We start from the raw sequence: 25,874 nt of genomic DNA on the forward strand, positions 1-25,874 counted from the left end.
TTATTTTTTATTGCGAATTTCTACTTTAGGATTGTGGAGTACTATAGAGTTTTGAGGTACTGTCTTTGTCACCCAAGTATTACCTCCTATGATACTATCTTTTCCTATAACTGTGATTCCACCTAGTATTGTTGCATTTGCATAAATCGTAACATTATCCTCAATGGTAGGGTGTCTTTTTATGCTCTTTAAATCCTTGTTTACCGTAAGTGCACCTAGGGTAACTCCTTGATATAGTTTTACATTATTATGTATTTCGGCAGTCTCTCCTATCACCACTCCGGTTCCGTGGTCAATAAAAAAGGATTCTCCTATTTGCGCTCCTGGATGAATATCTATACCTGTAAGCTGGTGTGCATATTCCGTCATTAGTCGTGGTATGAGTGGTAAACCTAACTCATAAAATTCTCTTGCCATTCTATAAATCGCAATAGCAAAAAAACCAGGGTAGGCTAGGTACACTTCTTCTAGAGATTGTGCAGCAGGATCATTGCTATAAATAGCCTCTGCATCCTTTTTTAAACTACAAAAGAGCGTAGGTATTACAAGTGTGAAGTCATCCCATTTTTTACACGGACTACCTTTAATCTCTGGACAAGCAAGATCTCTTATGGTAATAAATAAGGCTTCAAGAGTCTCAAGAGTCTTTTCTGTATCTGTTCCATTATCAAACAGTGTGTTAAATAACAACTGTGTAAATCGTTGCGATTCTTGCTTCAACAGAATGGAAACTTTGATTTCCTTTTTCTGTTTATTGATAGATGTAATTAAATCGGTATAATTCATTTTTATATCTCTGTAGGTAATTATAAAACATTAGTTAATGAAAAAGAGACAAAATTGATATTTTGTCTCTTTTTTAACGCGATAGTAGGGGCTTATACGTTGTCTCCCTTCATCATTTTATTCCAGTATAAGTAGGGTAGCATGTATTTTTTAAGCATCCAAAGCCTCCAGTGTTCCTTAGAACTATCTTTTATTAATAGTTGCTTGAGTTTAGGATCTGGTGTAAAGTTGTTATGATAATCAAACTCTGCTAGCACCATCTTGCCATAATCTGTTACTAGTGGGCAAGAAGAGTAGCCTCCATAAGATTGCTTACCTATTGTATTGCTCTGCATGAGTTTAGATAAATTATCAACTACGATAGGTACTTGCTTGCGGATTGCGGCACCAGTTTTTGCAGTAGGCAGTGCGGCTACATCACCTAAGCCAAAGATGTTACTATATCTTTTATGTTGCATACTGTGTATATCTACATCAAGCCAGCCAGCATCATTCACGAGCTTAGAATCTCGTATAAATTGAGGCGCAACAGATGGAGGTGCAGTATGTAGCATGTCATAATGTATTCCGTACTTATCACCTTTCTTGGTCACCTTGACATTCTTGTAATTATATTGGAAAGTCTCGTCTAGATATTTTCCATCATCATCACCAGACATCACGACACAACCTCCGGCAGAGATGTCTTTTGTGAGCTCGTACCATGCAATCTTATTTTCACTGTCTACTTCAACGAGTCTATGATTAAATCGTAAATTAATGTCCTTGCGATCTACAACTTCCATGAGTGTTTTTGCAATTTCCTTAACTCCAAAAATGATGGTTCCTGCAGTAGCAAATACAATATCAGTTCTTGATGCAGTGTCACTTTTTCTCCAGTGATTTTCTGCTAGATACATGATTTTTTGAGGCGCTCCTCCACATTTAATAGGGGTTGCAGGTTGTGTAAATAATGCAACACCACCTTTAAAGTTCTTTATCACATCCCATGTATGTTGAGGATCTGTATAATTACTACATACAACACCTTTATCCATTGCTTGACCTAATCCAGGTACAAGACTAAAATCATAAGCAAGGCCGGGAGCAACTACGAGATAGTCATAAGTGATGTGGCCAGAGCTAGCGGTATGTACCGTATTATTATCTGCATCAAAAGCAGCTGCTTTATCTTTGATCCACTTCGCTCCCTTAGGAATCACAGCAGACATGGGTTTACCTGTCTTTTTAAAGTCATAGGTACCGGCACCTACAAGCGTCCATGCTGGCTGGTAGTAGTGTGTGTCTGCAGGTTCAATGATAGCTACGCTATTCGTTTTTTTGTTTTTAAGAAGTTGGGCGGCAGTCATGATACCAGCGGTACCTCCTCCTATTATTAAAACTTGAAAATGTAAAGCCATAGATGTCATTTTAGTGTTGATGATTTAAAAATAGTCGAATACCTAAGGAATTACTGTAACTCAAGTTACATAGACGTAAAAAAGGTAAACGATTGTGCTAAAGGAACTTCTATAGAAGAATTTCAAATAGAAGTATACTTGGATTTTTGAGATAAACTTGTATCTCGAAGTAATATAAAATAATATGCAGTGTTACTTTGACACTCTAATTACCCTGCCATTTTGTGGTTGCTCATCTCTATAATTATTGAGTGGCATTAAGGCTTTCAATTTTTCAACTTGTTCTAAAGATACCGTTATAGGCTCCTTAAAAATAAACCATTCTACACGCTCCGTGCAAGGTGGTGTGGTAAGAGACCCCGTGTAGTTAAAATATGTTTTGTCCTCGGGTAGGTTTAAATTCATATCAAAAGCAGTGTCAACAACCTTGGTTTCTTCTACATTCAAAGGGAGATAACTTTCTAAAAAATCAAAAGGAGAGCTACTTATACCTTCTTTTGCCATTACAGCAAACACAGCATATTCTCCAGCATCACTTATATGCACAAGGTGTAAAACCATAGGGTAGCGCACTCCGTCTATCAAATGCTCTGCGGGCTCATGAAAGTGAAACTGTTTTAGCTCATACCTTTTGTTATCTAATGTTATATAATCTCCAGCATCAAAATTGTATTGAATACTATGTCCATTATTTACTACATCATGTATGTGTGTACTATCAGAATAAGTGATGTTTAATGGAGCAAGTGTTTCGTCTAGTTGATAATTCACAATATTTATAGGAGATTGATACTTGCCGCCACAATCAGAATTTACTTCAAGTTCTTTCCAGTGTGAAGGACCTGTCTCGCCATTATAACTCCAGTGCTTCTCTGTGTGTGCGTTGTTGCTTTGGTTGTTTTCGGTATGCGTAGTTGCTTCATTTTGACAACTATTGACCGCTATAAGTATCGATATTCCGGCGATAAGCAATTTCATCTATTATATTTTATAAGTTAATGTAGTTTCCCAGATTCGGTTATTTCTAAAGATGCTTCCTCTTTTTGCATAGATGTCATGATAGCCAGATCGAATGTGTATATGTTCGCTTGCGCGAAAACCTACTCCTATAAACATCCAGTTCTGATCAAGTTTTTCTGGTCGTAAACCATTGCCAAAGTCTAAAAAAGCCTCATCATATATCACTAAACTTAGAGATTGATTTGATGTAAAAGTTTTCACAGGAACCGTAATCTGAAATTTATAACGGAATCGATTTCTGTAAGTAGTACCATCTATGATGAATGTACCACCATCATTCTCTGTTATTTTATCAATAAAGCGTTCCTCAAAACGTAGCCTGTGATCGAATGAGAATTTTGAAAACTTATGCTTTATCGTAAGTTGTTGAAATACATTATTCTCAGTAGCATCAATGGGTGTGCTATAAGAAGCGTAGTTGTAGTTTTTTATATAACTATACCCAATGGCAATATCTAAATCATTTTCAAACATATAATGCACAAAGGGACGAATCACAATTTGCTCCCAATCTCTTAAGAAGTTAGTGCGTCTTGCGTTAAACTCTACATTTACCGCCCATTGATCATTGAACTTTTTTACAACATTTATGGTGTTCCAGCTGCTGTAATGTGTTTTGTTTTCATCTTGTGCGTGAGCACTGTATAAAGTGGTAATTGTAAAAACTAGCGCGATAAAAAATCTCATGCTAATTCTCATATGAGATACTCCAAATACCGCGTACTTCATTCACATTATAACCCACTGCTTTATCTGTAGGGTAAAGATTTTTAATGGAAGAAAGAACAGCAGGTTCAATATCTATTGTAGGAGTGCCATGACATTGTAAACACATAGAATTTGTAGTAATAGGGTAATAAAAGTTTATTTTATCGTCCACTAATTCTGTTACTGGCTCATAATCTTCATCACTTGCTATTACTTTTTTAAAATGTGTTATGATGCTTAATTCTTTTTGAGAAGCTTGATTTGCTGGATTGCGAGGCTTGTCAGACACTCGCCTTATTCTCGCATTTTGAACCACAGCCATACTATCAGTAATAGGGTAGGCTTTTTTATTGCAGAAAGAGACAGCTTCAAGAGTGCCTTTATTCTGTATAGTACCCATTAGGTTTTTTCCTAACTCTTGTTTTGTTTGTAGTGCGTAGCGCAAACCTATATCTGCCTTGTTTTCAGTTTGGAAAGAGGCTAAGGTGTCTTCTATTTTACCATCATTTCTATATTGCATCTTGCCTTTGCTCTCTTCCTCTATGTGCTCTTTAAACCATGCTGGCTCATCTATTTTGTAGTCATACATATAATCTGCAATGAGCTCAATTTCCTCTTGAGGAAATGGTTGGTAGGGCATAAGGCCAAAACGCTTTACGGCTCCTCTCATTTTTGATGATTCCTTAGATGGTTTTTGTACAAAGTTCCAGACTCCAGCTTTAAACTCTTCCTTAGTCGTCTCATCGTTCATATAATGAGATTTTACTGCAACCATAGGAGGTGCTATCCTTCCTTCGTGACCCGTAGAGGGATTGTGGCAAGCGTAGCACTTTGATTCCATTAACTTCTTTCCTGGGTGGCTTACAGCAGTAGTGATATTATCTAATTCTGGTGTCACACCTGACTGGCTCACATATGTAGTCTTTTGTGACTCGTTACAACTTGTAAGTAGTATTAGTGTGAGTACAAGGGGCAGGTAAAAAAGAGATGGTTTCATAATGTTATGAGTGTAAATTTGATTTAAGCTGCGTAATACCTTCTAATGCTTCTTTTTACATATAAGAAACGTATTAAACCTATTAGAAACAGTGCAGGCGCTATGATGCTTAGCATAAAGCCTATCCACTTTATTTCTGTGAGAATGTCGAGTTTGATAATCGCTAGACCAGAACTCAAAAACACAATAAAGGTTCTAAAGTAAGCTAGAAAAGTACGCTCGTTTGCAAGTTTTGTTCTGTCTATCGCTAATTTGTCAGTGAGTGATAGTGATAATTTTTTCATAAGTCATTTCATTTTTCCGGTAGCGCAACTTACAAAAGATTTTGCCTTAGAGAGCACTCCATTTTCATCTTCAATAGATGGGTAGCCTAATGACTTGAGCTTTTCTTTTACACTTAATGCGTCTTCTGTACCTTGAGCAGTAAAGGAAACAGTAGCAGTTTCGGTGTCCACATGTACGTTTGATATATTGTCAAGTTCAGATATTTTTGATGTGATTGTTTTTGCACAACCACCGCATTTTAGGTTCTGTACTATAATTGATGTTTTCATGAGATATGTGTTGAGTAAATAATTATCTAAAGATGCAGCTTGATGTAGGAGCCTTGTGAGTTCTATGTTACGCTTTCGCGAAAGCGTAATTAAAAAGATGTGATAGAATACGCCTGTTTTTAAACAGATGAATAAGCATTACTGCCAAGCCATAAATCCTCCTTTTAAATCAAAAATCTGTTTGAATCCTAAGCTATCTAGGGTTTTTGAGGCCTTCTTGCTTCTATTTCCAGATCTACAGTAGATATAAATAGGCTCTTCCTTATTGTAAGAGTTGAAAGCAGAAATGAAATTTTCTTTATCAAAAACATCAATGTTTACAGCTTTCTTTATATGACCGCTATCGAATTCATTCTTTGTTCGCACATCTACTAACTGCACTTTTTTATCTGTGATAGCGGTTTTAAAGTCGGCTGTGCTTAGAACAGTGATATTGCTATTTTGTTGAGGCTTACCTCCAAAGAGAAATGATAATATGGACATAATAAGGATTGTTGATTTCATTATTTTTTTATTAAAGATAGTCCTCTAGTTTCCCATTGCCAGTAACTTAAGTTACATATCATGTTAAATTGAAAACGAGATTATCATTACTGATAACCTCGTTTTTTACTAACCAATCAATAAGACCATAGTCATCACTCTATGGAATGTCTTTGTTTAAGCTGGAATTACGGTTTTACCATTCCAGTCTAGCATTCCACCTACTAGATTAAACGTGTTTTTTATCGCTAGATTATCTAATGCTCGGCATGCTTGACCACTACGATTACCACTTCTACAGTACACGTAGTAATTCTTTGTTTGGTCAAGTTTTTCTATTTCTTCCTGAAACGTAGCACTGTTTAGAAAATCAATCATTACTGCATTTTCAATGATACCCTCACTACATTCTCCAAGAGTTCTAACATCAAGAATTATAGCATTGCTGTCATTCTCAATTGCCGATTCCCAATCTACTTGTGATATATTTTTCATAGTCTTTTAAAGTGTTGAAGGACAAACAAAGGCAGACACTGGAATGCCAGCTTCTTTAATATCTTTAAAGCCGCCTTGTACATCTATTAAGTTATGAATTCCTCTACTTTTTAATATAGATGAGGCTATCATACTTCTATAACCTCCGGCACAATGCACATAAAAAGGTTTGTCTGGAAATTCAGCTAGATGATCATTTAAGAAATCTAGTGGTGTGTTGTTTGCTCCAAGTACATGTTCTGATAGGTACTCACTTTCTTTACGCACATCAAAAACAGGTTTGTTGCCTTTTTCTAATTCGTTTTTAAAACCATCTGCTGTGATAGAACTTACGGTATCGTATTCCATGGCAGCATCTTTCCAAGCATCAAATCCTCCTTCCAGATATCCTATTGTGTTGTCAAACCCTACACGAGATAACCTAGTAATGGTTTCTTTTTCTCTACCGTGCTCTGTAACTAGCAATAAGGGTTGTTTTACATCTGCAATTAAGGCGCCTACCCATGGAGCAAAACTCCCATCTAGGCCTATAAATATAGATCTAGGGATATGCCCTTTGGCAAATTTATCTTGATGGCGTACGTCTAGTACGATAGCTCCTGTCTCATTTGCAACAGCTTCAAAAGCTTCTGGAGATAGTGCATGCGTACCTCTTTTGAGCACGTCATCAATATCTTCATAACCTTCTTTATTCATTTTGACATTAAGAGGGAAGTACTGAGGTGGTGGTAATAAACCATCTATCACCTCTGCTATAAATTCTTCCTTAGTCATATCTGCACGTAGTGCATAATTCATTTGCTTTTGATTCCCTAGTGTGTCTACCGTTTCTTTCATCATGTTCTTTCCGCAAGCAGATCCAGCTCCGTGAGCAGGGTATACCGTAACGTCATCTGCTAGCGGCATAATTTTATTACGTAAGCTATCATAAAGAAAACCTGCGAGATCTTTTTCTGTGAGTTCGCCCATTTTTTGAGCAAGATCTGGTCTTCCCACGTCGCCTAGAAATAAGGTGTCTCCACTAAATATCGCATGATCCTTCCCGTCTTTATCTCTAAGAAGATACGTGGTGCTTTCCATCGTATGACCAGGCGTGTGTAACGCTATAATTGTAATGTCACCTAGAGGAAATTCTTGTCTATCTATTGCGATAATAGCATCAAAACTTGGGTTTGCATTTGGTCCAAAAACAATAGGAGCACCTGTCGCCTTTGATAAGGTTACGTGACCACTTACAAAGTCTGCATGAAAATGAGTTTCAAAAATATATTTGATTTTTGCATCATCTTGTTTTGCCCTATTTAAATATGGCGTTACCTCTCTTAAAGGGTCAATGATAGCTACTTCACCATTACTTTCAATGTAATAAGCTCCTTGAGCTAGACAACCAGTATATATTTGTTCAACGTTCATAAGTGTATTTTTTTTACGCTTTCGCGAAAGCGGACTCAACTATTAATAACGTAAAATTAGCTAATAGAAACAGTTGCTACAGTAACATAAGTTACAAAGGAGAAAAATAAATAGAGCCCTTATCCTTAAAAGGGTAAGAGCTCTACAAAGTAATAGCTGGTTACAATAAAGTGGTAGGGCATACATACTCAGACCTAGGAACCGTAGTTTCTGTAATTTGAGCAAAACCACCTCGTACATCGCTGAAATCTTTCCAGCCTCGTTGCTTTAAAATAGAAGCAGCAATCATACTTCTATACCCTCCAGCGCAGTGAAGGAAGAAAGGCTTATTTTTTGGGAATTGTGCGAGATGCTGGTTAATCTCATTGAGAGGCACGTTAATAGCCCCGAGTATGTGTTCTGATAAGAATTCGCTTTTTTTACGTACATCAAAAATAAGAGGTTGTCCCATTTTATATTCGGCTTCTAGTTGTTGAGGTGAAATACGAGCGATTGTTTCAAAATCTTTGCCGCTCTCTTTCCATGAGGAGAAGCTATTTTTTAAGAACCCAATTGTAAAATCATAACCTACACGAGAAAGTCTAGTAATCGTCTCCTCTTCTTTGCCTGGATCTGTTATTAATAAAATTTCTTGTTTTACATCAGGAATCATTTCTCCTACCCATTGTGCAAAATTACCGTCTAAGCCTATGTTTATGCTGTTAGGTATAAAACCTTTTGCAAAAACTTCGGCATCGCGAGTATCTAGCATAAGTGCACCCGTCTCATTTGCTATTATTTCAAAAGCCTCTGGATCAAGTGGCTTAGTTGCACGATCCATAATAGTGTCTAGGCTTTCATAACCTTTAATGTTCATCAAGACATTTTGAGGGAAGTATCCAGGAGGTGCGGTAAGTCCAGTAAGTACAGCTTTGATAAACTCATCTTTAGTCATTTCTTGAAGCGCATAATTGAATTTTTTCTGATTCCCTAAGGTGTCTGTGGTTTCCTTACTCATCATTTTACCACAAGCAGATCCGGCGCCATGATTAGGGTACACAATAAGATTGTCATCAAGTGGCATTATTTTGTTTCTCAAAGAGTCGTACAAGTGACCAGCGAGTTTTTCTTCTGTGAGGTCAGACACTACATGCTGCGCAAGGTCTGGACGACCTACGTCACCTATAAAGAGTGTATCTCCAGTGATAATACCGTGCTCGTTTCCTAGTTGGTCTATGAGAAGATATGTTGTGCTTTCCATGGTATGACCAGGAGTATGGATAACTTTAACTTTGTAATTACCTACCTCAAAAATTTGACCATCTGTTGCTATAATAGCATCATAAGCGGGTTTTGCTTCTGGACCATAAACAATATTAGCTCCTGTTTTTTTATGCAAATCGAGGTGGCCACTTACAAAGTCTGCATGAAAGTGTGTTTCAAAAACATACTTGATTGTAGCATTATCTATTTGTGCACGTTCTATATATGGTTGCACCTCTCTCAAAGGGTCAAAGACTGCAGCTTCTCCGTTACTTTCGATATAATATGCTGCATGAGCAATGCATCCTGTATAAATTTGTTCTACTTTCATTTTATGTGGATTTTTAAATTACAACAACATAAAAGTAAGCAGTCATTTCAAGTGTGTAGGTTACTTAAGTTACACAAACGTAGATAGTTTATAAACTATGATATTTGTCATGTTATGTCTTGGTAGCGACAAGTGTTCTCACAAAAAAAAAGGCTATTTCTAATAATAAGAAATAGCCTTTTTTTTAATTTTTATTCTCTTTAGTGTTTTACAAAAAACTCCATGTAAAAAATGAATATTGCCATTATAAATATGAAGTAGCCAAAACCTCTCTTCAATTTATCTCCATCTATAAAATTACTGAGGTAACTGCCTATAAAAATCCCTGCAAATGATATGCTTGTAAATATGGAAAGAAATAACCAGTCTATATCCATGGTTAAGGCATCTCCTAGAAAGAAGCCCATCAATGATTTAAAAGCGATAATGATTAAAGAAGTACCTACGGCAACTTTCATTTCTACATTTGCTAGTATAACAAGAGCGGGGATGATGAGAAAACCTCCTCCAGCGCCTATCATTCCTGTAATACCACCTACGATGAGGCCTTCTATTAAAATAAGTGGGTAATTGTAAGTGACAGTGCCGTTTCCTTTTTGTTTATTATCCTTTCTTTTTTTGAGCATAGAAAAGGCAGCAGGAATCATGAGTACCGCAAAGAGGCCAAACATTGCCATCCTACGTGTAAACTCAAAATCACCTGTGGTAAATAAAATATCTGGTAATGCAGGTACTACATAATGTCTCACAACGGTAACTCCTACAATAGCGGGTAGTCCAAAAACAATTGCTGTTCTCCAGTCTACATAGCCTTTAAGGTGTTGTTTAAAACCACCTACGAGCGCACTTGCTCCTACAATAAATAAAGAATATGCAGTGGCAACTTTTTCATTTACAGAAAATAAGTAAGCAAGTACTGGTACAGCGAGTATAGAACCACCTCCACCTATTAAACCTAAAGAAATGCCGATGATCAAGGCACTTATATATCCAAGTATTTCTAGTATCTCCATTATAAACTTCTTTGTATTGAGAGACAAAAATAGACTTGCTATAACGACCTAGGTGTAACCCAAGTTACTTAAGGTCTATAAATCTATAATTTGGATATTATTTCTGTGTAATTCAATTTTTCCTAAGTTCTCTAATTTCTTAAGAAGTCTTGATACCACTACTCTTGAGGTGTGCAATTCGTAAGCAATCTCTTGATGCGTGTTATGAATAATTTGCTCATCGTTTACTCTCGCCTTTTCTTTTAAGTAGTTTAAAAGGCGTTCATCCATATTGTCAAAAGCGATACTGTCCAGAGTTTGTAATAGCTCGTTAAGGCGGTTGTGGTAACTCTCAAAAACAAAATTTCTCCAAGACTTGTACTTAGCCGTCCATTCTTCCATTTTCTGTACAGGTACCATAATGAGCTTGGTGTCTGTCTCTGCAATTGCTCGTATTTCACTTTTAGTTTGTCCCATGCAGCAGGTCATTGTCATAGAGCAGGTATCTCCTTTTTCTAGATAGTAGAGGAGAAGCTCATCTCCATTTTTATCTTCTCTTAATACCTTAATTACTCCAGAGACCAGCAGTGGCATTCCTTTTACATAGCCGCCTATTTCCATGAGTTTAAAACCTTCAGGAACCTCCTTGTAAGTGCCTACTTGGAGTATTTCATTGATAAGTTCATCTTCAAAGAGATGACCGTAGCTGGCTTTTAGTTCTTGAATCATTATGCGGCTTTTTTAAGAATGTTAGGGTCATATTTAAAAAAGAAATGAGCCCAAATAGATTTTGATACGGCACCTATGTATGGCATTGTGATGATTAAAGCAATGACGATACTCGTTAGAATACCTGTAGGTCCAAAATCTAAACCAAAAATAAGGGTTAAAACATAAACGGCCACGGCAACTGCGATTCCCACACCATAAGATACGTACATAGAGCCCGTATAAAAACTAGGTTCTATACTATATTTTAATTGGCATTTAGGACAGTTCTTTTTAACCTTATTCATGTTAGAAAGCTTATAAGGATGCGCCTCAAGAAATTCACCTTCTCTGCATTGAGGACATTTTAAAAATAAGATGCTATATACTATCGATTTACCCATGGACAATTCAATTTTTTATGTAAAATTAAACGTATTAAAATATGCTCACGGTAACTTATGTTACATATTGTAATATTTAAAATTAGTTATCTTTATACCCTTGAGTAAACTTATATCCATATCGTTATCACTTGTTTTCCTATTGCAAAGCTTTGGGATGCACATTAATGATATGGTGCAACTAGGCGACTTTTTTGAGCATGCAGAGTTCCATAAAGAGCAGTATGGAGATAATATATTTGTATTTATTGCAAAGCATTATGGCGAACTAAAAGCAGAGCACGAAAAAGAACATCAAGAAGAAAAGAAAGACCACGAGCAATTACCTTTCCAGCATCAAACACATCATACGGCTGTAGCGGATTTTGTTTTAATTACAAATAAAGAAGAATTCAAAACTCTTGAGTTTTCGGATTTTAAAGCACATAATTTTCATTACCAGGCACCATCATCTTCTTTACATCTAGATGGGCTCTTCCAGCCGCCACGGCTTTCATAAATAATCAGATCTAATTTATTTTTAGCACCTAGTCTTGTAAAGATTTGGGGCTCTTCACATTGATTATTTTATGACAAAATGCTATCACATATTATCAATTTTAGTATAAGAAACAAGTTTGTTGTTCTCTTATTTACGGCCTTTATTATAGGATTTGGGCTGTATTCATTATCGCAAATTCCTATAGGTGCTGTGCCAGATGTAACAAACAATCAAGTACAGGTGATTACTACCTCACGTAATCTCTCTACGCAAGATATGGAGCAATTCATAACCTACCCTGTAGAGCTAGATATGGCAAACTTGCCAGGCGTGTTGGAGATTCGCTCTGTTTCAAAATTTGGATTATCTGTCGTCACCATTGTATTTGAGGACGATATGGGAACCTATTTGCCTAGGCAGCTCATTGCTGAGAAAATCAAATCTGCATCAGAAAAAATCCCTAAGGGTTTTGGCACACCAGAGATGGGGCCTATCACCACCGGACTAGGTGAGATTTACCAGTATATACTTGATGTAGAACCAGAATTTAAAGACAGGTATAATGCCGAAGATTTAAGAACCATCCAAGATTGGATAGTAAAGCGCCAGCTCTCAGGAATTCCGGGAGTGGTTGAGGTAAATACATGGGGCGGCTTTTTAAAACAATATGAGGTTGCTATTAATACAGAAAAGCTCAACGCGATGGATATAAGTGCGCGCGAGATTTTTACAGCTTTAGAAATGAATAATAGTGTCTCTGGAGGTGGCTATATCGAAAAGGTGAACCAGGCATTTTTTATACGTGGCGAGGGTCTCATTTCATCACTAGATGATATAGGTAACATCGTGGTTAAGAATGACGATGGAGTACCTGTGTATATAAAAGACGTTGCCAAAGTAGGTTATGGGAGCGCCACACGTTTTGGAGCAATTACCGGAAACGGTGAGGGCGAGAAGGTGCTTGGTCAAGTGATGATGCTCAAAGATGCAAATTCTAAAAAAGTGATAGAAGCTGTGAAGGAACGCGTTGACGAGATTTCAAAATCACTTCCAGAGGGTGTATACATTAACGCATTTTTAGACCGTAGCGATCTTATTGCAAAAACTACTTTTACCGTTGCTGAAAATTTAATTTTAGGATGTCTGATTGTGATTTTTGTGGTGGTTTTACTGCTAGGTAATTTTAGATCTGGGCTAGTAGTGGCATCCGTAATTCCGTTGTGTTTGTTATTTGCATTGTCACTTATGTACATCTTTGGGGTAGATGCAAACTTGATGAGTCTTGGCGCTATAGATTTTGGAATTATTATAGATGGCGCGGTCATAATTGTAGAATATATAGCATTTGAAATAACGAGAAAGAAAGATGAGATTTACGCTTTCGCGAAAGCGGAACAACAACTATTAAAAGATAAGATTACATTTTCTGGAGCATCAAAAATGATGAATTCGGCCATCTTTGGTCAGCTTATTATCTTGATAGTATTTATACCTATTCTCTCACTGAGCGGTGTGGAAGGAAAGATGTTTAAGCCTATGGCGCTCACCTTTAGTTTTGCATTAATAGGGGCGATGATTTTCTGTTTTACGTATGTTCCCGTAGCTGCATCTATGTTCTTAAAACCATCTAATGCAACAGATAAAAATATCTCCGTAAGGTTAATGAAATGGCTTAATAAAATGTATGAGCCAGTAATTTACTGGGCATTACAGAGCAAGAGACTCGTATTAGGTATCGCGGTAGCCTTACTAGCAATAGCTATCTATTTGTATAGCACCATGGGTGGAGAATTTGTCCCCACACTTGACGAAGGTGATTTTGTGATTCAGCCAGTATTAAAGACAGGAACTTCCCTAAGCAACACGGTAGAAATCACCACCGAAATTGAGAAAATACTATTAAGTCAATTTCCAGAAGTAAAGCAAGTGGTAACTCGTATAGGTGCTGCAGAGGTGCCTACAGATCCCATGTCTATGGAAGAAAGCGATGTGATTATTGTACTCAAACCTAAAGGAGAGTGGACGCCTGCCTCGTCAAAAGATGAACTGGCAGATAAATTTAAGGAGGCACTTGCTGTCATCCCAGGAATGGAAGTAGAGTTTACACAACCTATAGAGATGCGTTTTAATGAATTGATTACCGGTGTACGTGCAGATATTGCGATTAAGATTTTTGGGGATGATCTTGAAATCCTTGCAAAGAAAGGAAGTGAGATAGGAGCTCTTATTGAAAACGTAGCTGGCGCAGCAGATGTTTCTGTTGAGAAAGTGGCAGGTTTGCCTGAGATGAGTGTGCAATACAATAGAGCAAAAATAGCCAGGTATGGTCTCAATATTCAGGATCTCAATGATATGGTTTCCATGGGATTTGCGGGTAAGACTGCAGGAAGCGTTTTTGAAGGAGAAAAGCGTTTTGACCTAGTAGTGCGACTAGACAAAGAGAAGCGTCAAGATATCGATAACCTTAAAAGTCTATACATTGATCTCCCTGCTGGTGGAAAAATACCATTAAGCGAACTAGCAACTATAAGCTATAAAACAGGAGCTGCCAAAATATCTCGTGACGATACAAGAAGAAGAATTGTAGTGGGTGTTAACGTGCGTAATCGTGATTTACAATCTGTGGTGGATGATGTCCAAAAGTTGATTAACGAGAATGTAAAATTACCTGTAGGATATTCTATTACATATGGAGGGCAGTTTGAAAACTTACAAAGTGCAAAGGCGCGATTAATGATTGCGGTGCCTATTGCACTTATTCTCATATTTATTCTTCTCTATTTTGCTTTTAAATCTGTCAAGGAAGCACTGATGATTTATTCTGCAATACCGCTGGCTGCGGTAGGAGGTGTTCTTTTATTATGGCTGCGTGATCTGCCATTCAGTATTTCGGCTGGTGTAGGTTTTATTGCGTTGTTTGGGATTGCAGTTTTAAATGGAATTGTTTTAATAGAGCACTTCAAAGAATTACAAAAAGAAGGTTTTGAAAGTATAGAAGCTTTAATAAAGCAAGGAACAAAAGATAGGTTGAGGGCTGTGTTACTCACAGCATCTGCTGCGGCTTTAGGGTTTTTGCCTATGGCAATTTCTACAAATGCGGGAGCAGAGGTACAGCGACCGCTAGCTACGGTTGTAATAGGAGGGTTGATTACAGCGACATTACTTACCCTCGTCGTATTGCCAGTTCTTTATGCGTACTTAAATACTCCTAAGAAAACTAACGGAGGATTGTCTAAAGGCAAGGTTACCACCATAAGTATAGTGGTATTACTATTTTCTGTAAACCTAGGAGCGCAAGAAGGGACTAAATCGTTACAAGAGTTAATCCCGATGGCTATTGAAAATAATCTTGGGTTAAAAGCAAGTAGGCTAGAAGTAGCACAATCTGCAGCCTTGATTAATAGCGCTTTTAGCTTTGACAAAACGCAGGTGTATTATGAGTTTGACGAGAATAATCTGACTATAAACGATCGGCCACTACGGGTTTTTGGGATACAGCAGGACTTTAAATTCCCCACGGTTTATTTCTCAGAAAAGAGTGTGCATAAAGCAAGCGTTAAGGTAGCTTCAAGTGCATTTGAAATAAAGAAAAAGGAAGTTGAACGCAAAGTGACGGCTGGCTATTATGACTATCAAATTGCTAGAGAAAAGGAACGAGTGTATAGTGCACTAGATAGTTTGTATACAGATTTTTCTAGAATGGCGTCAAGGCGTTTTGAACTAGGAGAGACTAATTACCTAGAGAAGATTACTGCGGCTTCTAAGCAAAAACAGGTGGAGCTTAGCTATAAACAAGCGCAGAGCGAAGTGGCACTTGCCTATGGGGATTTACTAAAAGTGGTACAGGCTGATGAAGCTATTGTAGTCGCTAGTGAGCCTTCGTTTAAAGTAGCGCTAGCAACTTTAGATATAAGCAGTAGTGCAGAAGTGGCATATTATCAAAACAGAGTATCCCTGCTTCAGGCAAAGGGTCGTTTTGAAAAACAACAGCTCCTGCCAGATCTAAGTCTTAATTATTTTCAAGGAACAAATTCTGGGCTTAATGGTAGTCTTTACGGATATCAATTAGGAGTGAAAATCCCAATATTATTTGGCGGTCAATCTGCTAAAATAAAAGCAGCCAAAATTGCCGAAGATATCGCAGTCACACAATCTAGCGAGTATGAGATACAACTCGATGCAAAATATAATGCACTTACAGAGAAGTTGTCGCAACTTCAAGAAGCACTAGATTATTATGAAAATGAAGGTGCATCACTATCTCAAGAAATTTTAAAAACAGCAAACGGTAGTTTTAGAAATGGTGAGGTTAATTTTTACCAGTATATCCAGAGTCTTGAGAGCGCTTATGAGATAAGACTAAGCCACCTTGAGAAACTCTATGTATACAATCAAACTGTAATTGCCATTAATTACTTAACCTTATAAATACGACCACATGATACGTAACTTATATATAATAGCATTGCTAGGTTTTATACTAGTAAGCTGTGGAGAAAAAACCACAGACCAAGCTGAGCCATCTTCTCAAACGGAAGCGATGGATGATCGCATTCAAGTAACTCAGGCGCAATTTGATCAAAGTAAGATGTCCTTAGGAGGACTAGAAGAAAAATCATTTCCTACGGTAGTTACTGTAAATGGGATGATTGATGTGCCGCCAGAAAATAGAGCCGTGGTAAATGCTAGTATGGGCGGATACATAAAAACAACGCCATTGCTTATAGGTGATATTGTGCGTAAAGGTCAGCTGCTTGTGACTATTGAAAATCCTGAGTTTGTAGCCCTGCAACAACAATATATGGAGGTAAATGGGCAACTCACTTATCTCAAAGCGGAGTATGACAGGCAGGTGACAATGAGAGCAGAAAATATTACCTCTCAAAAAAGTTTTCTAAAAGCCGAAAGTGAGTATAAGACTGCAGTTGCTAGACACACGGGATTAGATAGACAACTTAGAATGATTAATATTTCTCCAGCGAGTGTTCGAGCTGGAAAGATAAGTTCTGTGGTAAGCATTAACGCGCCTATTTCGGGGAGCATTACTAAGGTGAACGTTTCAAAAGGCTCGTACGTTTCACCAGCTACCGAAATTTTAGAAATTATAGACAATGATCATATACATCTAGAACTTTCGGTTTTTGAAAAAGACATCTTAAAAGTAAAGAAAGGTCAGGCAATAAATTTTAAAATCCCAGAGGCTTCTTCAGCGATTTATAAGGCTGAGGTGCATCTTGTAGGCACTTCGATTGAAGCAAATAGAACGATTAAAGTGCATGGACATCTAGAAGATGAGTCTGGTGTTAATTTCTTAACGGGAATGTTTGTAGATGCTAGTATTGTAACAAATTCCGCTTTCGCGAAAGCGTTACCTTCATCCTCCATAGTGACGGTAGATCAGATTTCTTATATCTTAGTGCTAGATGAGAAGCAGGGTGACACCTATTATTTCCGTCAAGCCGAAGTTGAGGTAGTTCAAGAAAGTGAAGGGTTTTCATTAGTGCAATTCAATACCGACATGGCGGCCGATACACAGTTTTTAACTAAAGGAGTGTTTAATTTATTAGGAGAGTAATCATGGAGGCAAGGATACCAGAAAAACATTACATCTATAGAAGTGGGTGGCTTAGGGCGGCAGTACTTGGTGCAAACGACGGCATATTGTCTACGGCGAGTATCGTTATAGGAGTTGCGGCCGCAAGTACTACTAGAGAACCTGTGCTTCTTGCAGGTGTTGCCGGCTTAGTGGCTGGCGCATTATCTATGGCAGCTGGAGAGTATGTATCTGTTAGTTCGCAAACAGATGTAGAGAAGTCTGATCTTGCCCGTGAGCAGCGCGAACTTATAGAAACACCACATGAGGAGCTCCTAGAGCTCGCAAAAATATATGAGCGTCGTGGTCTCAGTCCAGAGACTGCGCTAGAAGTTGCGACCCAATTAACAGCTCATAATGCCTTAGAAGCGCACGCAAGAGATGAACTAGGAATACATGAAATGACGGAGGCAAAACCATTGCAAGCAGCACTTTCTTCTGGTGTGGCTTTTACAGTAGGTGGTTTTTTACCTGTATTGGTTGCTTTTATGGCGCCTTTGGAGATGATGGAATATGTGCAATACATAGCTGCAATCTTGTTTTTAATCATTTTAGGCGTCGTGGCAGCAAAGGCTGGAGGGTCTAGCCCTATAAAGGCTGTACTTAGAATTACTTTCTGGGGTACGCTGGCTATGGGATTAACTGCGCTTATAGGTCAGTTCTTTAATGTGAGTATCTAATTGTGAGTTAATTATCGAGGGTGTTAGTGTGTTTAAGAACGACTGCGCAAAAGATTGTGCGCAGTAATATAGGTTGCTAGTTTTATTACCGCAGGTTTTAAGTTTGTGATGGACTAGATTGTAAAGTATCTTCGCGCGTTCATGTCAGTGCGCGTTACGTACTAAAACAATAAAAAATAATGGAAATCAATCCTACAGAAATTGTCGGTTACCTAGCAAGCCTTTTTGTGTTGCTATCATTTTTAAATAAAGATTTGCGCAAGTTGCGTATTGTAAACTCTATAGGCTGTGCATTATTTGTAACGTACGGAGTGTTATTAGGTAGTATTCCTATCATTATTACTAATCTTGCAATACTATTTGTAAACGGATATTACCTATTTATAAAGAAGGATTAAGGTATCTTGTTGTGTCACAGGGCTTAGGGTGAATAAGGGGGAGAATAGCTTAAGCTACGCTTTTTTCATCTAAAGTTGCACATTATTGAGTATAAATTTGCATAAATCCTTGTAAATTAGTATGGGTTCGCTTATATTCGCCAAAATTTGAAATACTGTATGAAATTAATGGAAGAAGCGGTGGCTTTTGAAAATGCTTCAATGAGCAATATGTCCACCAGTGATCGCGTTGCTGCTTCAAGAGAGGCTAAACGACTCATTCTTGCACTGAATGAGATTTTTAAAGAGACAAAAGACTCTGAAATAATGGACGCCATGAAGCGTCTCACCGAAAAGAAAAAGAAGATAGAAAAACGCTTGAAGGGTAGACCTGATAGTATGTAAAATAAAAGAGGCCTCACTTGTGACGGTCTCTTTTTTATTGAACCCCTTTTTAAGCGTGTGGCTATGCAACCAGACAACTTTACAAACGAATTTTTTGGCATTGGGATACAGAATGGTAAGACACCAGAAAATCTAGGTGTTTTATGGCGCTCTGCTCAAAATCTAGGCGCTAGTTTTATTTTTACCATCGGTAATAGATATGCAAAGCAATCTAGTGATACGCATAATGCGGTAAAGGCAATGCCGTATTATCATTATGATACCTTTGATGACTTTTTTAAGCACTTACCTAAGGGTGTACGCATTGTAGGTGTAGAGCTTGATGATCGAGCAGAGACGCTAGAGACCTTTCATCACCCGCGTCGTTGCGTTTACTTATTGGGTGCAGAAGATCATGGTCTTACTAATGAGGCTATAGATAAGTCGCATTTTCTTATAAAATTCCCATCTACATTAAGTCTCAATGTTTCGGTGGCGGGAAGTATTGTGATGTATGATAGAACTAGGGAGAAGCCTAGATCTTGATGAGTTACGCTTTCGCGAAAGCGTACTTATAGAATTTGTAAACTCCAATTATATATTTATTCATCTATTACCTCAGTTCTCGTTGAGGAGCAAGCGCAACGTGGCAAATTAAAGTATCTTTGCCCAAAATAAATTATTATGTCTCATAAAGCAGGATTTGTAAACATCATCGGTAACCCTAATGTGGGTAAAAGTACGCTTATGAATGCCTTTGTGGGCGAGCGTCTTAGTATCATCACCTCAAAAGCGCAGACTACGCGTCACCGTATTTTAGGTATTGTAAATGGGGAGGATTTCCAGATGCTATTGAGTGATACGCCTGGTATTATAAAACCAGCATATGAGTTACAGGCGTCTATGATGGACTTTGTAAAAAGTGCTTTTGAAGATGCAGATGTACTTTTATACATTGTAGAGCTAGGTGAGAAAGAGCTTAAAGATGAGGCATTTTTTAATAAAATACGCGGTTCAAAAATCCCTGTTTTATTACTTATAAATAAAATAGACAAAGGAAACGAAGAGACACTAGCAGAGGCATTGAAGTTGTGGTCTGAAAAAGTGCCAAATGCTGAGGTGTTTGCTATATCTGCACTCGAGAGCTTTGGTGTGCCACAGGTATTCAATAGAATTATAGAACTATTACCGGAGTCTCCAGCTTTTTATCCTAAGGACCAACTTACAGATAAGCCAGAGCGCTTTTTTGTAAACGAGATCATCCGTGAGAAAATCTTGATGCACTACAAGAAGGAAATTCCTTATGCTGTAGAGATTGATACAGAAGATTTCTTTGAGGAGGATGAGATCATCCGCATGCGATCAGTAATTATGGTGGAGCGTGATAGCCAGAAGGGAATTATAATTGGACATAAAGGAACTGCTCTTAAAAGAGTAGGTGTAGAGGCTAGAAAGGATTTGCAGAAATTCTTTGGCAAGCAGGTGCACATTGAACTTTATGTGAAAGTAAATAAGAACTGGAGAAGTAATTCTAACCAGCTTAAGCGTTTTGGTTACAACCAGAAGTAATATGAGTACGCTTTCGCGAAAGCGTAAGTTTACAAAGCATTACGGCCACACCGACTGATTCATGAATAGAAAACTTAAAAATAGCGAACTCAACCGAAAATCTGTTTCCGACTTCAAGGAGGCAGTAAAGACGCCTATAATTATCGTACTGGATAATATACGTAGTCTTAATAATGTAGGGTCCGTTTTCCGAACTTCAGATGCTTTTTTAGTAGAGAAAATCTATCTCTGTGGCATTACCGCAACGCCGCCGCATCGCGATATACAAAAGACAGCCTTAGGAGCAACAGATGCTGTAGCATGGGAATATGTAGAGGACAGTGTTTCTCTTGTGCAACAATTAAAAGAGGATGGTGTTCATGTGTGTGCGATAGAGCAAGCAGAAGGAGCGGTGATGCTTGATAAATTTATGCCTACTACTGGTGAGAAGTATGCCGTTGTTTTTGGTAACGAAGTAAAGGGTGTTCAGCAAGAAATTGTGTCTCTAAGTAATACTGTTATTGAAATCCCACAGTTGGGTACAAAGCACTCTCTTAATATTTCTGTGAGCGCTGGGGTGGTTATTTGGGACCTATTCAGCAAGTTAGGAGTTTCTTAATAATTTGTTAAGCAGTTATTTAACAGTGGGTTAAGAGTATAGCTTCATATTTTGTTTATCTTTATGTAATAAAAACTAAACAAGATGTCAAAATTCACAATGCCTATCAGATTTGCTTTTGCAATGAGCGGTGGCCTCATAGCGTACTTCTTAGTACTTTCTCTATTTGACTTACATACTAATGTGCTATTCTCACTTTTTAATGGAGTGATTGTAGGTTTTGGTATATACGAGGTTATTAAGTATACACAAATTAAAAACGGAGCTACATACAGCTATACCGACGGTATGGTAAATGGAGTTGTCTCGGGATTTGTAGCAACCATCATCTTTACAGGATTTTTTGCATTATATGCAGGGAATATAAATCCAGAATTTCTAGACGGTCTAATTGGTCCTTGGGAGCAAACGTATAATACAAGCATAGGTTCTGTTGTATTTACAGTAGCGATTGCAGGCTTTGCAACTGCGGTATGCTTATCGCTCTGCTTTATGCAGTTATTTAAGCCAAGTTGGAATACAGAAGGAACAAAGAAAGTATTAAAAGATAGAGGAGACTCTGTGCGAGGATAAGCACTTAAAGATAAGAACAAAAAAACCGCCAATTGGCGGTTTTTTTTGCTTTTACTGGCTAGGTTCTAATTAATTCTAGTTAGTGTGACGTCGCTAGATCCTTCTATATTTATATCTATTCCTTCTGGTAAATCTAAAGGCACAGCATCTTCAAGATCGCTAGTTATAAGAAGCGTAGTTGCGTTGAGAATTTCTATTGTAGAACTTCCTGCATCTTGACCGCCACTAATAAAATCATTGTCAACTTGGGCAGTTGTAAACCCTGTAAAAGTTAGTTGGTTTCCATCGATGCTCCAAGTTCCATTTGTGTCAACGTCTTCGATAGTAATTGTTTGAGTGAATTCTTCGCCATCTGTTGTTGAGGTTACTAAGTAGTCATAAGATCCATTTGCGACCAGTGTGTTGTCTTCATTAAAAGTTACTGTGTAGTCAAAGTTTGATCCGCTGCCGTTTGAGGTAGATGAGATGGTTTGACCAGCAAAAGCGTATGTAAGGTCGCTGCTGAAATTTAAATCTTGGATTGACCATGTTCCTACAATAAGATTTGTGTCAACATCTGGAGCATCATCTGTAGAGCAAGACACAAGTGTAAATGTTAAGATAATTAATGTGATGATTGATTTTAAATGTTTCATTGTTAATTGATTGATTAGTTAAGTGGGCGAAAATATATCTACAATCGTTAAAGTGCAAATAAAAACGTTAAAATATTTTCTGCTTCTAGCAGTTTATTACTTTAGACAGCGTTATTGTGCTGATGAGTAAGTGTTTGTTGTTTGGGTTTTGTAGGAATGAGACGTGGTGTCGGGTATTTGTTGTAGGTTGATTTTTAATTTTCTGTAAGAATGTATTTGTAGAGTGATATTATTATATAAAAACAAATGATGCTTATTGTAAATCTTAAGATAAATAGTATATTTGCACCCGCTTAAACTGAGAGGTTTGGGCTATTATTAGTGTAATAACAATATTTAATTAATCGCTATGTACGCAATTGTAGAGATAGCAGGGCAGCAATTTAAAGTTGCAAAAGACCAAAAAGTCTTTGTTAACCGCCTATCTACCGAAGAAGGAAAAACTGTCGATTTCGACAAAGTACTTTTGGTAGGAGACGGATCTAACATCACTTTAGGCGCCCCAGCTATAGACGGAGCTCTAGTAGGAGCAAAAGTCTTAAGACACCTTAAAGGTGACAAAGTAATCGTTTTCAAGAAGAAAAGACGTAAAGGATACCGTGTGAAAAACGGACACCGCCAGTCTCTTACTGAAATCGTAATTGAAAGTATCGCTACTTCTGGAGCTAAGAAAGCTGCTCCTAAGAAAGAAGAGAAAAAAGCTGAACCTAAAGCTGCTGCTCCTGTAAAGGAAACTGCTCCTAAGGCTACTGCAAAAAAATCTTCTAAAGCAGACGATCTTAAAAAAGTAGAGGGTATCGGACCTAAAATTGCTGAAACTCTTGTAGAGGCAGGAATTTCAACTTTTGCAGAACTTGCAAAAACTGATGCTGCTAAGATTTCTGAAATTATCGCAGGTGTACGTGGAAATCACGTAACTGACACATGGCCAGCACAAGCACAACTTGCTGCAGATGGTAAGTGGGATGAGCTTAAGAAATGGCAAGACGAATTAGACGGTGGTAAAGCTTAATCGCTATACTATCAAGTATAACTTATAAAACCGAAACAAGATGGCTCACAAAAAAGGAGTTGGTAGTTCTAAAAACGGTCGCGAATCAGAATCAAAACGCTTAGGTGTTAAGATCTTTGGAGGACAAGCTGCAATCGCAGGGAACATCATCGTACGTCAAAGAGGTAATACGCATCACCCAGGTGAGAACGTATATGGAGGAAAAGATCACACACTACACGCAAGAGTAGATGGTGTTGTGAAATTCCAAAAGAAAAAAGACAACAAATCTTACGTTTCTATCGTGCCTTTTGAGGCATAATAAACGAGGATAGTTTCTCAATTATCATATAAAACCCTTACCGCAATGCGGTAAGGGTTTTCTTGGTTATACTCAGTTCATTAAGTATTTATGGTTTTGGTATATTGTTTGATGCGTTGTGTAAAACACATTAAATGAGATATATACTAGGTTTATTCTGTTTGGTTACTTTACAATCTTGCTTTCCAGTAGCAATAGCTCCTGACCTGAGTAATGGCTCCATTAAAAAAGCTAAGAAGTTTAATAAAAAGCTGCCTAAGAGGTATTCATACATCTTCACAGACCCAAAAGATGCAGATGAGTTTTATACTTACGTAAATACAAAGTATGACCTACAGCACAATTATGTAGAAGATAATGTGCCAGTAGTGCTTGATGGAAATAATTATTATGTCTCGTTTTATGAAGTGAGTAAGAATACAAAAACTGTCAATTTACTAAGACCCTTAGCAAATAAGATGTTGGAGGAAAATGGGATAGGTCCTGTATTTAATGATGACCCTATTAGAATTTATGGGGACACATGGTATATCGCGCTTCTTATCACAGATGAGGACTTTAATGATGGTCTTAATCCATCATATGCAAATTTTGCAAAGGTAGAGGAGTTTGCTTCCTCATTGCACAAAGAATATTACAGCATGCGTAATTACAAGCAAGCGATTTTAACCGTAAAAAGGGACTAGCGATTAATCTTGTACAATGCTATCTGTTCCTAAGTATCCATCATCCTTGTTATAATACCAAGCGCGGTTTTTAGGCATTTTAATGCCTTCGATGATAGCTATTTTATCAAGAAGAATATACTCGCCTGTAGTCTCATCTGTGCCTTTGAAAAATTGATACACTTCTAGAGCATACGTAGATGGGTTAAAGTAAAATTGCCAAATATCTGAACCTACAGCCTTATCATAGGTTACTTTTACCATGGTATACTTTTTCCCTTTGAAAGTGACGCTTTTCACCGTAGGATCTATCTGAGAGCCTTGATCATTAAGCTTCATAGGAAGCCCGTATAAGTATGAGTAGTAATCGCGATACATTCTCGTTCTCTCACAATCTTGGCTATCGGTGGTAGTGGTGATTATTTCTCCAGTCTCATCTGTATATTTACAAGTGTCATTGCTTAACTCCCTAAACGAAGTTGTATCTTCCTGTTCTGTGGTGAGATTAAAATATTCATTAGGAATGTCTAGTGTGATAACGCTCTTTCTAGAAGCTTTTTCTGGCATATCAAGTGCCAAGGTAAATTCCCCTTGAAAGGTTGACCAATTGTCATTAGGGTCATGAAATGCTATTGATTTTCTAATAATCTCAGCCCCCGTAACAGGTCTTAAAGATTGTGCGTTTGCAAAGTCCGCTTTCGCGAAAGCGAGACAGAAAACAATACTCGTTATTAATAATTTTTTCATACCTATGTTTTGAAGATGAAGATACACATTGCTTTTTGGATTATCCTAACTAATTTTAGTATGCTCTTAACAGCACAGCAAGCAGATAAACCCTACTTTGAAAGTATGACAGAGAAAGATGTAATACCTACTGAGGATGCAGTGCTCAACCTTGAGAATAAAGTAATTCCTAAAGAAATTTATGATGAAGCTATCGTTGCTTTAGAGCATTACCCAGAGTTGTGGAATACTGCAATAACTTTTCAGTTTAAAGACAATATAAAAAAGTCAACAATGCAGGCACAACCACGTTGGGCTAGTTTTTTAAAGTCTCGTAAAAAACGTGAATATATAATTCTTATTTCGAGAACGATACAAATAGATCAAGACGAACTCAGTTTTTCTGAAGTGCCAAGTGATGTGGTTACGGGATGGTTAGGGCATGAGCTAGGTCATGTAATGGATTATAGGGAACGTTCTGGGTTTGGGATGTTAGTTTTTGGAGTGAAGTATTTATATTCTGGCGCTCATATTAAAGAAGTAGAACGTACCGCAGATGTCTATGCCATTACTCATGGAATGGGAACTTATATTTTAAAAACTAAAAACTTTATACTCGACCATGCGAATATTTCTGAGGCTTATAAAGAACGTTTAAGAAGTCTATATATGTCTCCAGAAGAAGTAATGCATCTTTTAGAGCATGATGATTAGAAGGCCTATTTATATAAAAAAAACGGGTATCAC

30 protein-coding genes are annotated in these 25,874 nt (G+C 37.6%); 14 read left to right on the top strand and 16 right to left on the bottom strand.

The annotated features are described in order from the left end of the window. The 14 genes from epsC to ACJJVU_RS04635 form a co-directional block, all read right to left on the bottom strand. Positions 1–786, bottom strand: coding sequence for a serine O-acetyltransferase EpsC (gene epsC, locus ACJJVU_RS04570; protein ID WP_013751212.1), 786 nt, complete (start codon positions 784–786; stop codon positions 1–3). Positions 787–878: 92 nt separating this feature from the next. After that, positions 879–2,186, bottom strand: coding sequence for an FAD-dependent oxidoreductase (locus ACJJVU_RS04575; RefSeq protein ID WP_405222752.1), 1,308 nt, complete (start codon positions 2,184–2,186; stop codon positions 879–881). Between the two features lie 192 nt (positions 2,187–2,378). Beyond that, a complete protein-coding gene (locus ACJJVU_RS04580) occupies positions 2,379–3,164 on the bottom strand; it encodes a carbonic anhydrase (protein ID WP_405222755.1) in 786 nt (261 codons plus the stop codon). 3 nt (positions 3,165–3,167) lie between these two features. After that, a complete protein-coding gene (locus ACJJVU_RS04585; protein WP_405222758.1) occupies positions 3,168–3,893 on the bottom strand; it encodes a DUF2490 domain-containing protein in 726 nt (241 codons plus the stop codon). 1 nt (position 3,894) lies between these two features. Continuing rightward, a complete protein-coding gene (locus ACJJVU_RS04590) occupies positions 3,895–4,911 on the bottom strand; it encodes a DUF3365 domain-containing protein (protein ID WP_405222761.1) in 1,017 nt (338 codons plus the stop codon). A 23-nt stretch (positions 4,912–4,934) separates the two neighbouring features. Further along, the gene (locus ACJJVU_RS04595; protein WP_035335795.1) at positions 4,935–5,195 is read right to left on the bottom strand and encodes a DUF202 domain-containing protein; all 261 of its coding nucleotides are present in this window, start codon (positions 5,193–5,195) and stop codon (positions 4,935–4,937) included. Between the two features lie 3 nt (positions 5,196–5,198). Next, positions 5,199–5,465 (bottom strand): heavy-metal-associated domain-containing protein, encoded by a 267-nt coding sequence (locus ACJJVU_RS04600; protein ID WP_035335796.1) that lies wholly within the window; start codon positions 5,463–5,465, stop codon positions 5,199–5,201. A gap of 138 nt (positions 5,466–5,603) precedes the next feature. Next, positions 5,604–5,948 (bottom strand): rhodanese-like domain-containing protein, encoded by a 345-nt coding sequence (locus ACJJVU_RS04605; protein WP_405227465.1) that lies wholly within the window; start codon positions 5,946–5,948, stop codon positions 5,604–5,606. 177 nt (positions 5,949–6,125) lie between these two features. After that, positions 6,126–6,443 carry a rhodanese-like domain-containing protein gene (locus ACJJVU_RS04610; protein WP_405222765.1) on the bottom strand — a complete coding sequence of 106 codons (318 nt, stop codon included), beginning with the start codon at positions 6,441–6,443 and terminating at the stop codon, positions 6,126–6,128. A 6-nt stretch (positions 6,444–6,449) separates the two neighbouring features. Then, positions 6,450–7,856: a rhodanese-like domain-containing protein gene (locus tag ACJJVU_RS04615; RefSeq protein WP_405222768.1), complete on the bottom strand. Its 1,407-nt coding sequence runs from the start codon at positions 7,854–7,856 to the stop codon at positions 6,450–6,452. A 160-nt stretch (positions 7,857–8,016) separates the two neighbouring features. After that, positions 8,017–9,429: a rhodanese-like domain-containing protein gene (locus ACJJVU_RS04620; protein WP_405222771.1), complete on the bottom strand. Its 1,413-nt coding sequence runs from the start codon at positions 9,427–9,429 to the stop codon at positions 8,017–8,019. 200 nt (positions 9,430–9,629) lie between these two features. Further along, complete coding sequence (locus tag ACJJVU_RS04625) at positions 9,630–10,442, bottom strand: sulfite exporter TauE/SafE family protein (RefSeq protein ID WP_405222774.1); 813 nt, start codon at positions 10,440–10,442, stop codon at positions 9,630–9,632. 75 nt (positions 10,443–10,517) lie between these two features. Then, the gene (locus tag ACJJVU_RS04630; RefSeq protein WP_144784973.1) at positions 10,518–11,150 is read right to left on the bottom strand and encodes a Crp/Fnr family transcriptional regulator; all 633 of its coding nucleotides are present in this window, start codon (positions 11,148–11,150) and stop codon (positions 10,518–10,520) included. Then, complete coding sequence (locus tag ACJJVU_RS04635; protein ID WP_239057556.1) at positions 11,150–11,437, bottom strand: DUF983 domain-containing protein; 288 nt, start codon at positions 11,435–11,437, stop codon at positions 11,150–11,152. The genes ACJJVU_RS04630 and ACJJVU_RS04635 overlap by 1 nt, the downstream gene beginning before the upstream one ends. 196 nt (positions 11,438–11,633) lie before the next feature. Between ACJJVU_RS04635 and ACJJVU_RS04640 the strand changes: the two genes are divergently transcribed. The 10 genes from ACJJVU_RS04640 (at position 11,634) to ACJJVU_RS04685 (ending at position 21,788) form a co-directional block, all read left to right on the top strand. Then, a complete protein-coding gene (locus tag ACJJVU_RS04640; protein ID WP_298330446.1) occupies positions 11,634–12,032 on the top strand; it encodes a hypothetical protein in 399 nt (132 codons plus the stop codon). A 78-nt stretch (positions 12,033–12,110) separates the two neighbouring features. Further along, positions 12,111–16,442: a CusA/CzcA family heavy metal efflux RND transporter gene (locus ACJJVU_RS04645; protein WP_405222778.1), complete on the top strand. Its 4,332-nt coding sequence runs from the start codon at positions 12,111–12,113 to the stop codon at positions 16,440–16,442. Between the two features lie 10 nt (positions 16,443–16,452). Further along, positions 16,453–17,589, top strand: coding sequence for an efflux RND transporter periplasmic adaptor subunit (locus ACJJVU_RS04650; protein ID WP_405222781.1), 1,137 nt, complete (start codon positions 16,453–16,455; stop codon positions 17,587–17,589). 2 nt (positions 17,590–17,591) lie between these two features. Next, positions 17,592–18,287 carry a VIT family protein gene (locus ACJJVU_RS04655; protein WP_405222784.1) on the top strand — a complete coding sequence of 232 codons (696 nt, stop codon included), beginning with the start codon at positions 17,592–17,594 and terminating at the stop codon, positions 18,285–18,287. A gap of 179 nt (positions 18,288–18,466) precedes the next feature. Next, entirely contained in the window at positions 18,467–18,685 is a 219-nt protein-coding gene (locus tag ACJJVU_RS04660) for a YgjV family protein (RefSeq protein WP_204161796.1), read from the top strand. A gap of 159 nt (positions 18,686–18,844) precedes the next feature. Beyond that, positions 18,845–19,069 carry a hypothetical protein gene (locus ACJJVU_RS04665; RefSeq protein ID WP_013751231.1) on the top strand — a complete coding sequence of 75 codons (225 nt, stop codon included), beginning with the start codon at positions 18,845–18,847 and terminating at the stop codon, positions 19,067–19,069. A 63-nt stretch (positions 19,070–19,132) separates the two neighbouring features. Beyond that, a complete protein-coding gene (locus ACJJVU_RS04670; protein WP_405222788.1) occupies positions 19,133–19,594 on the top strand; it encodes an RNA methyltransferase in 462 nt (153 codons plus the stop codon). A 138-nt stretch (positions 19,595–19,732) separates the two neighbouring features. Continuing rightward, complete coding sequence (era, locus tag ACJJVU_RS04675; protein WP_108876956.1) at positions 19,733–20,617, top strand: GTPase Era; 885 nt, start codon at positions 19,733–19,735, stop codon at positions 20,615–20,617. A gap of 61 nt (positions 20,618–20,678) precedes the next feature. After that, the gene (locus ACJJVU_RS04680; protein ID WP_405222792.1) at positions 20,679–21,215 is read left to right on the top strand and encodes an RNA methyltransferase; all 537 of its coding nucleotides are present in this window, start codon (positions 20,679–20,681) and stop codon (positions 21,213–21,215) included. A gap of 84 nt (positions 21,216–21,299) precedes the next feature. Beyond that, positions 21,300–21,788 (top strand): DUF4199 domain-containing protein, encoded by a 489-nt coding sequence (locus ACJJVU_RS04685; protein WP_405222795.1) that lies wholly within the window; start codon positions 21,300–21,302, stop codon positions 21,786–21,788. Between the two features lie 65 nt (positions 21,789–21,853). On the opposite strand, the gene ACJJVU_RS04690 is transcribed toward ACJJVU_RS04685, so the two are convergent. After that, a complete protein-coding gene (locus tag ACJJVU_RS04690; RefSeq protein ID WP_405222798.1) occupies positions 21,854–22,423 on the bottom strand; it encodes a hypothetical protein in 570 nt (189 codons plus the stop codon). Between the two features lie 349 nt (positions 22,424–22,772). On the opposite strand from ACJJVU_RS04690, the gene rplU reads away from it, so the two are divergent. From rplU to ACJJVU_RS04705, 3 genes are all read left to right on the top strand, one after another. Then, complete coding sequence (rplU, locus tag ACJJVU_RS04695; RefSeq protein ID WP_405222801.1) at positions 22,773–23,435, top strand: 50S ribosomal protein L21; 663 nt, start codon at positions 22,773–22,775, stop codon at positions 23,433–23,435. A gap of 40 nt (positions 23,436–23,475) precedes the next feature. Then, the gene (gene rpmA / locus ACJJVU_RS04700) at positions 23,476–23,736 is read left to right on the top strand and encodes a 50S ribosomal protein L27 (protein WP_144668082.1); all 261 of its coding nucleotides are present in this window, start codon (positions 23,476–23,478) and stop codon (positions 23,734–23,736) included. Positions 23,737–23,870: 134 nt separating this feature from the next. Then, complete coding sequence (locus ACJJVU_RS04705; protein WP_405222804.1) at positions 23,871–24,422, top strand: hypothetical protein; 552 nt, start codon at positions 23,871–23,873, stop codon at positions 24,420–24,422. Positions 24,423–24,425: 3 nt separating this feature from the next. Here the strand turns inward: ACJJVU_RS04705 and ACJJVU_RS04710 are convergent, their stop codons facing one another. Further along, positions 24,426–25,148 carry a DUF6503 family protein gene (locus ACJJVU_RS04710; protein ID WP_405222807.1) on the bottom strand — a complete coding sequence of 241 codons (723 nt, stop codon included), beginning with the start codon at positions 25,146–25,148 and terminating at the stop codon, positions 24,426–24,428. 60 nt (positions 25,149–25,208) lie between these two features. Between ACJJVU_RS04710 and ACJJVU_RS04715 the strand changes: the two genes are divergently transcribed. Further along, positions 25,209–25,841, top strand: coding sequence for a hypothetical protein (locus ACJJVU_RS04715; RefSeq protein ID WP_405222810.1), 633 nt, complete (start codon positions 25,209–25,211; stop codon positions 25,839–25,841). The last annotated feature ends 33 nt before the right edge of the window (positions 25,842–25,874 follow it).

The sequence above is a fragment of the Dokdonia sp. Asnod1-B02 genome (assembly GCF_045063955.1).
GTDB lineage: Bacteria > Bacteroidota > Bacteroidia > Flavobacteriales > Flavobacteriaceae > Dokdonia.

Bases quoted from the DNA above. Each gene is read 5' to 3' on its own strand.
- ACJJVU_RS04685 (WP_405222795.1), top strand. From the start codon at position 21,300: ATGTCAAAATTCACAATGCCTATCAGATTTGCTTTTGCAATGAGCGGT.
- ACJJVU_RS04670 (WP_405222788.1), top strand. From the start codon at position 19,133: ATGCAACCAGACAACTTTACAAACGAATTTTTTGGCATTGGGATACAG.
- ACJJVU_RS04580 (WP_405222755.1), bottom strand. From the start codon at position 3,164: ATGAAATTGCTTATCGCCGGAATATCGATACTTATAGCGGTCAATAGT.
- ACJJVU_RS04660 (WP_204161796.1), top strand. From the start codon at position 18,467: ATGGAAATCAATCCTACAGAAATTGTCGGTTACCTAGCAAGCCTTTTT.
- ACJJVU_RS04690 (WP_405222798.1), bottom strand. From the start codon at position 22,423: ATGAAACATTTAAAATCAATCATCACATTAATTATCTTAACATTTACA.
- ACJJVU_RS04655 (WP_405222784.1), top strand. From the start codon at position 17,592: ATGGAGGCAAGGATACCAGAAAAACATTACATCTATAGAAGTGGGTGG.
- ACJJVU_RS04635 (WP_239057556.1), bottom strand. From the start codon at position 11,437: ATGAATAAGGTTAAAAAGAACTGTCCTAAATGCCAATTAAAATATAGT.
- ACJJVU_RS04710 (WP_405222807.1), bottom strand. From the start codon at position 25,148: ATGAAAAAATTATTAATAACGAGTATTGTTTTCTGTCTCGCTTTCGCG.
- rpmA (WP_144668082.1), top strand. From the start codon at position 23,476: ATGGCTCACAAAAAAGGAGTTGGTAGTTCTAAAAACGGTCGCGAATCA.
- ACJJVU_RS04595 (WP_035335795.1), bottom strand. From the start codon at position 5,195: ATGAAAAAATTATCACTATCACTCACTGACAAATTAGCGATAGACAGA.
- era (WP_108876956.1), top strand. From the start codon at position 19,733: ATGTCTCATAAAGCAGGATTTGTAAACATCATCGGTAACCCTAATGTG.
- ACJJVU_RS04620 (WP_405222771.1), bottom strand. From the start codon at position 9,429: ATGAAAGTAGAACAAATTTATACAGGATGCATTGCTCATGCAGCATAT.
- ACJJVU_RS04605 (WP_405227465.1), bottom strand. From the start codon at position 5,948: ATGTCCATATTATCATTTCTCTTTGGAGGTAAGCCTCAACAAAATAGC.
- ACJJVU_RS04575 (WP_405222752.1), bottom strand. From the start codon at position 2,186: ATGGCTTTACATTTTCAAGTTTTAATAATAGGAGGAGGTACCGCTGGT.
- ACJJVU_RS04680 (WP_405222792.1), top strand. From the start codon at position 20,679: ATGAATAGAAAACTTAAAAATAGCGAACTCAACCGAAAATCTGTTTCC.
- ACJJVU_RS04715 (WP_405222810.1), top strand. From the start codon at position 25,209: ATGCTCTTAACAGCACAGCAAGCAGATAAACCCTACTTTGAAAGTATG.
- ACJJVU_RS04645 (WP_405222778.1), top strand. From the start codon at position 12,111: ATGCTATCACATATTATCAATTTTAGTATAAGAAACAAGTTTGTTGTT.
- ACJJVU_RS04610 (WP_405222765.1), bottom strand. From the start codon at position 6,443: ATGAAAAATATATCACAAGTAGATTGGGAATCGGCAATTGAGAATGAC.
- ACJJVU_RS04630 (WP_144784973.1), bottom strand. From the start codon at position 11,150: ATGATTCAAGAACTAAAAGCCAGCTACGGTCATCTCTTTGAAGATGAA.
- rplU (WP_405222801.1), top strand. From the start codon at position 22,773: ATGTACGCAATTGTAGAGATAGCAGGGCAGCAATTTAAAGTTGCAAAA.
- epsC (WP_013751212.1), bottom strand. From the start codon at position 786: ATGAATTATACCGATTTAATTACATCTATCAATAAACAGAAAAAGGAA.
- ACJJVU_RS04650 (WP_405222781.1), top strand. From the start codon at position 16,453: ATGATACGTAACTTATATATAATAGCATTGCTAGGTTTTATACTAGTA.
- ACJJVU_RS04665 (WP_013751231.1), top strand. From the start codon at position 18,845: ATGAAATTAATGGAAGAAGCGGTGGCTTTTGAAAATGCTTCAATGAGC.
- ACJJVU_RS04705 (WP_405222804.1), top strand. From the start codon at position 23,871: ATGAGATATATACTAGGTTTATTCTGTTTGGTTACTTTACAATCTTGC.
- ACJJVU_RS04625 (WP_405222774.1), bottom strand. From the start codon at position 10,442: ATGGAGATACTAGAAATACTTGGATATATAAGTGCCTTGATCATCGGC.
- ACJJVU_RS04615 (WP_405222768.1), bottom strand. From the start codon at position 7,856: ATGAACGTTGAACAAATATATACTGGTTGTCTAGCTCAAGGAGCTTAT.
- ACJJVU_RS04590 (WP_405222761.1), bottom strand. From the start codon at position 4,911: ATGAAACCATCTCTTTTTTACCTGCCCCTTGTACTCACACTAATACTA.
- ACJJVU_RS04600 (WP_035335796.1), bottom strand. From the start codon at position 5,465: ATGAAAACATCAATTATAGTACAGAACCTAAAATGCGGTGGTTGTGCA.
- ACJJVU_RS04585 (WP_405222758.1), bottom strand. From the start codon at position 3,893: ATGAGATTTTTTATCGCGCTAGTTTTTACAATTACCACTTTATACAGT.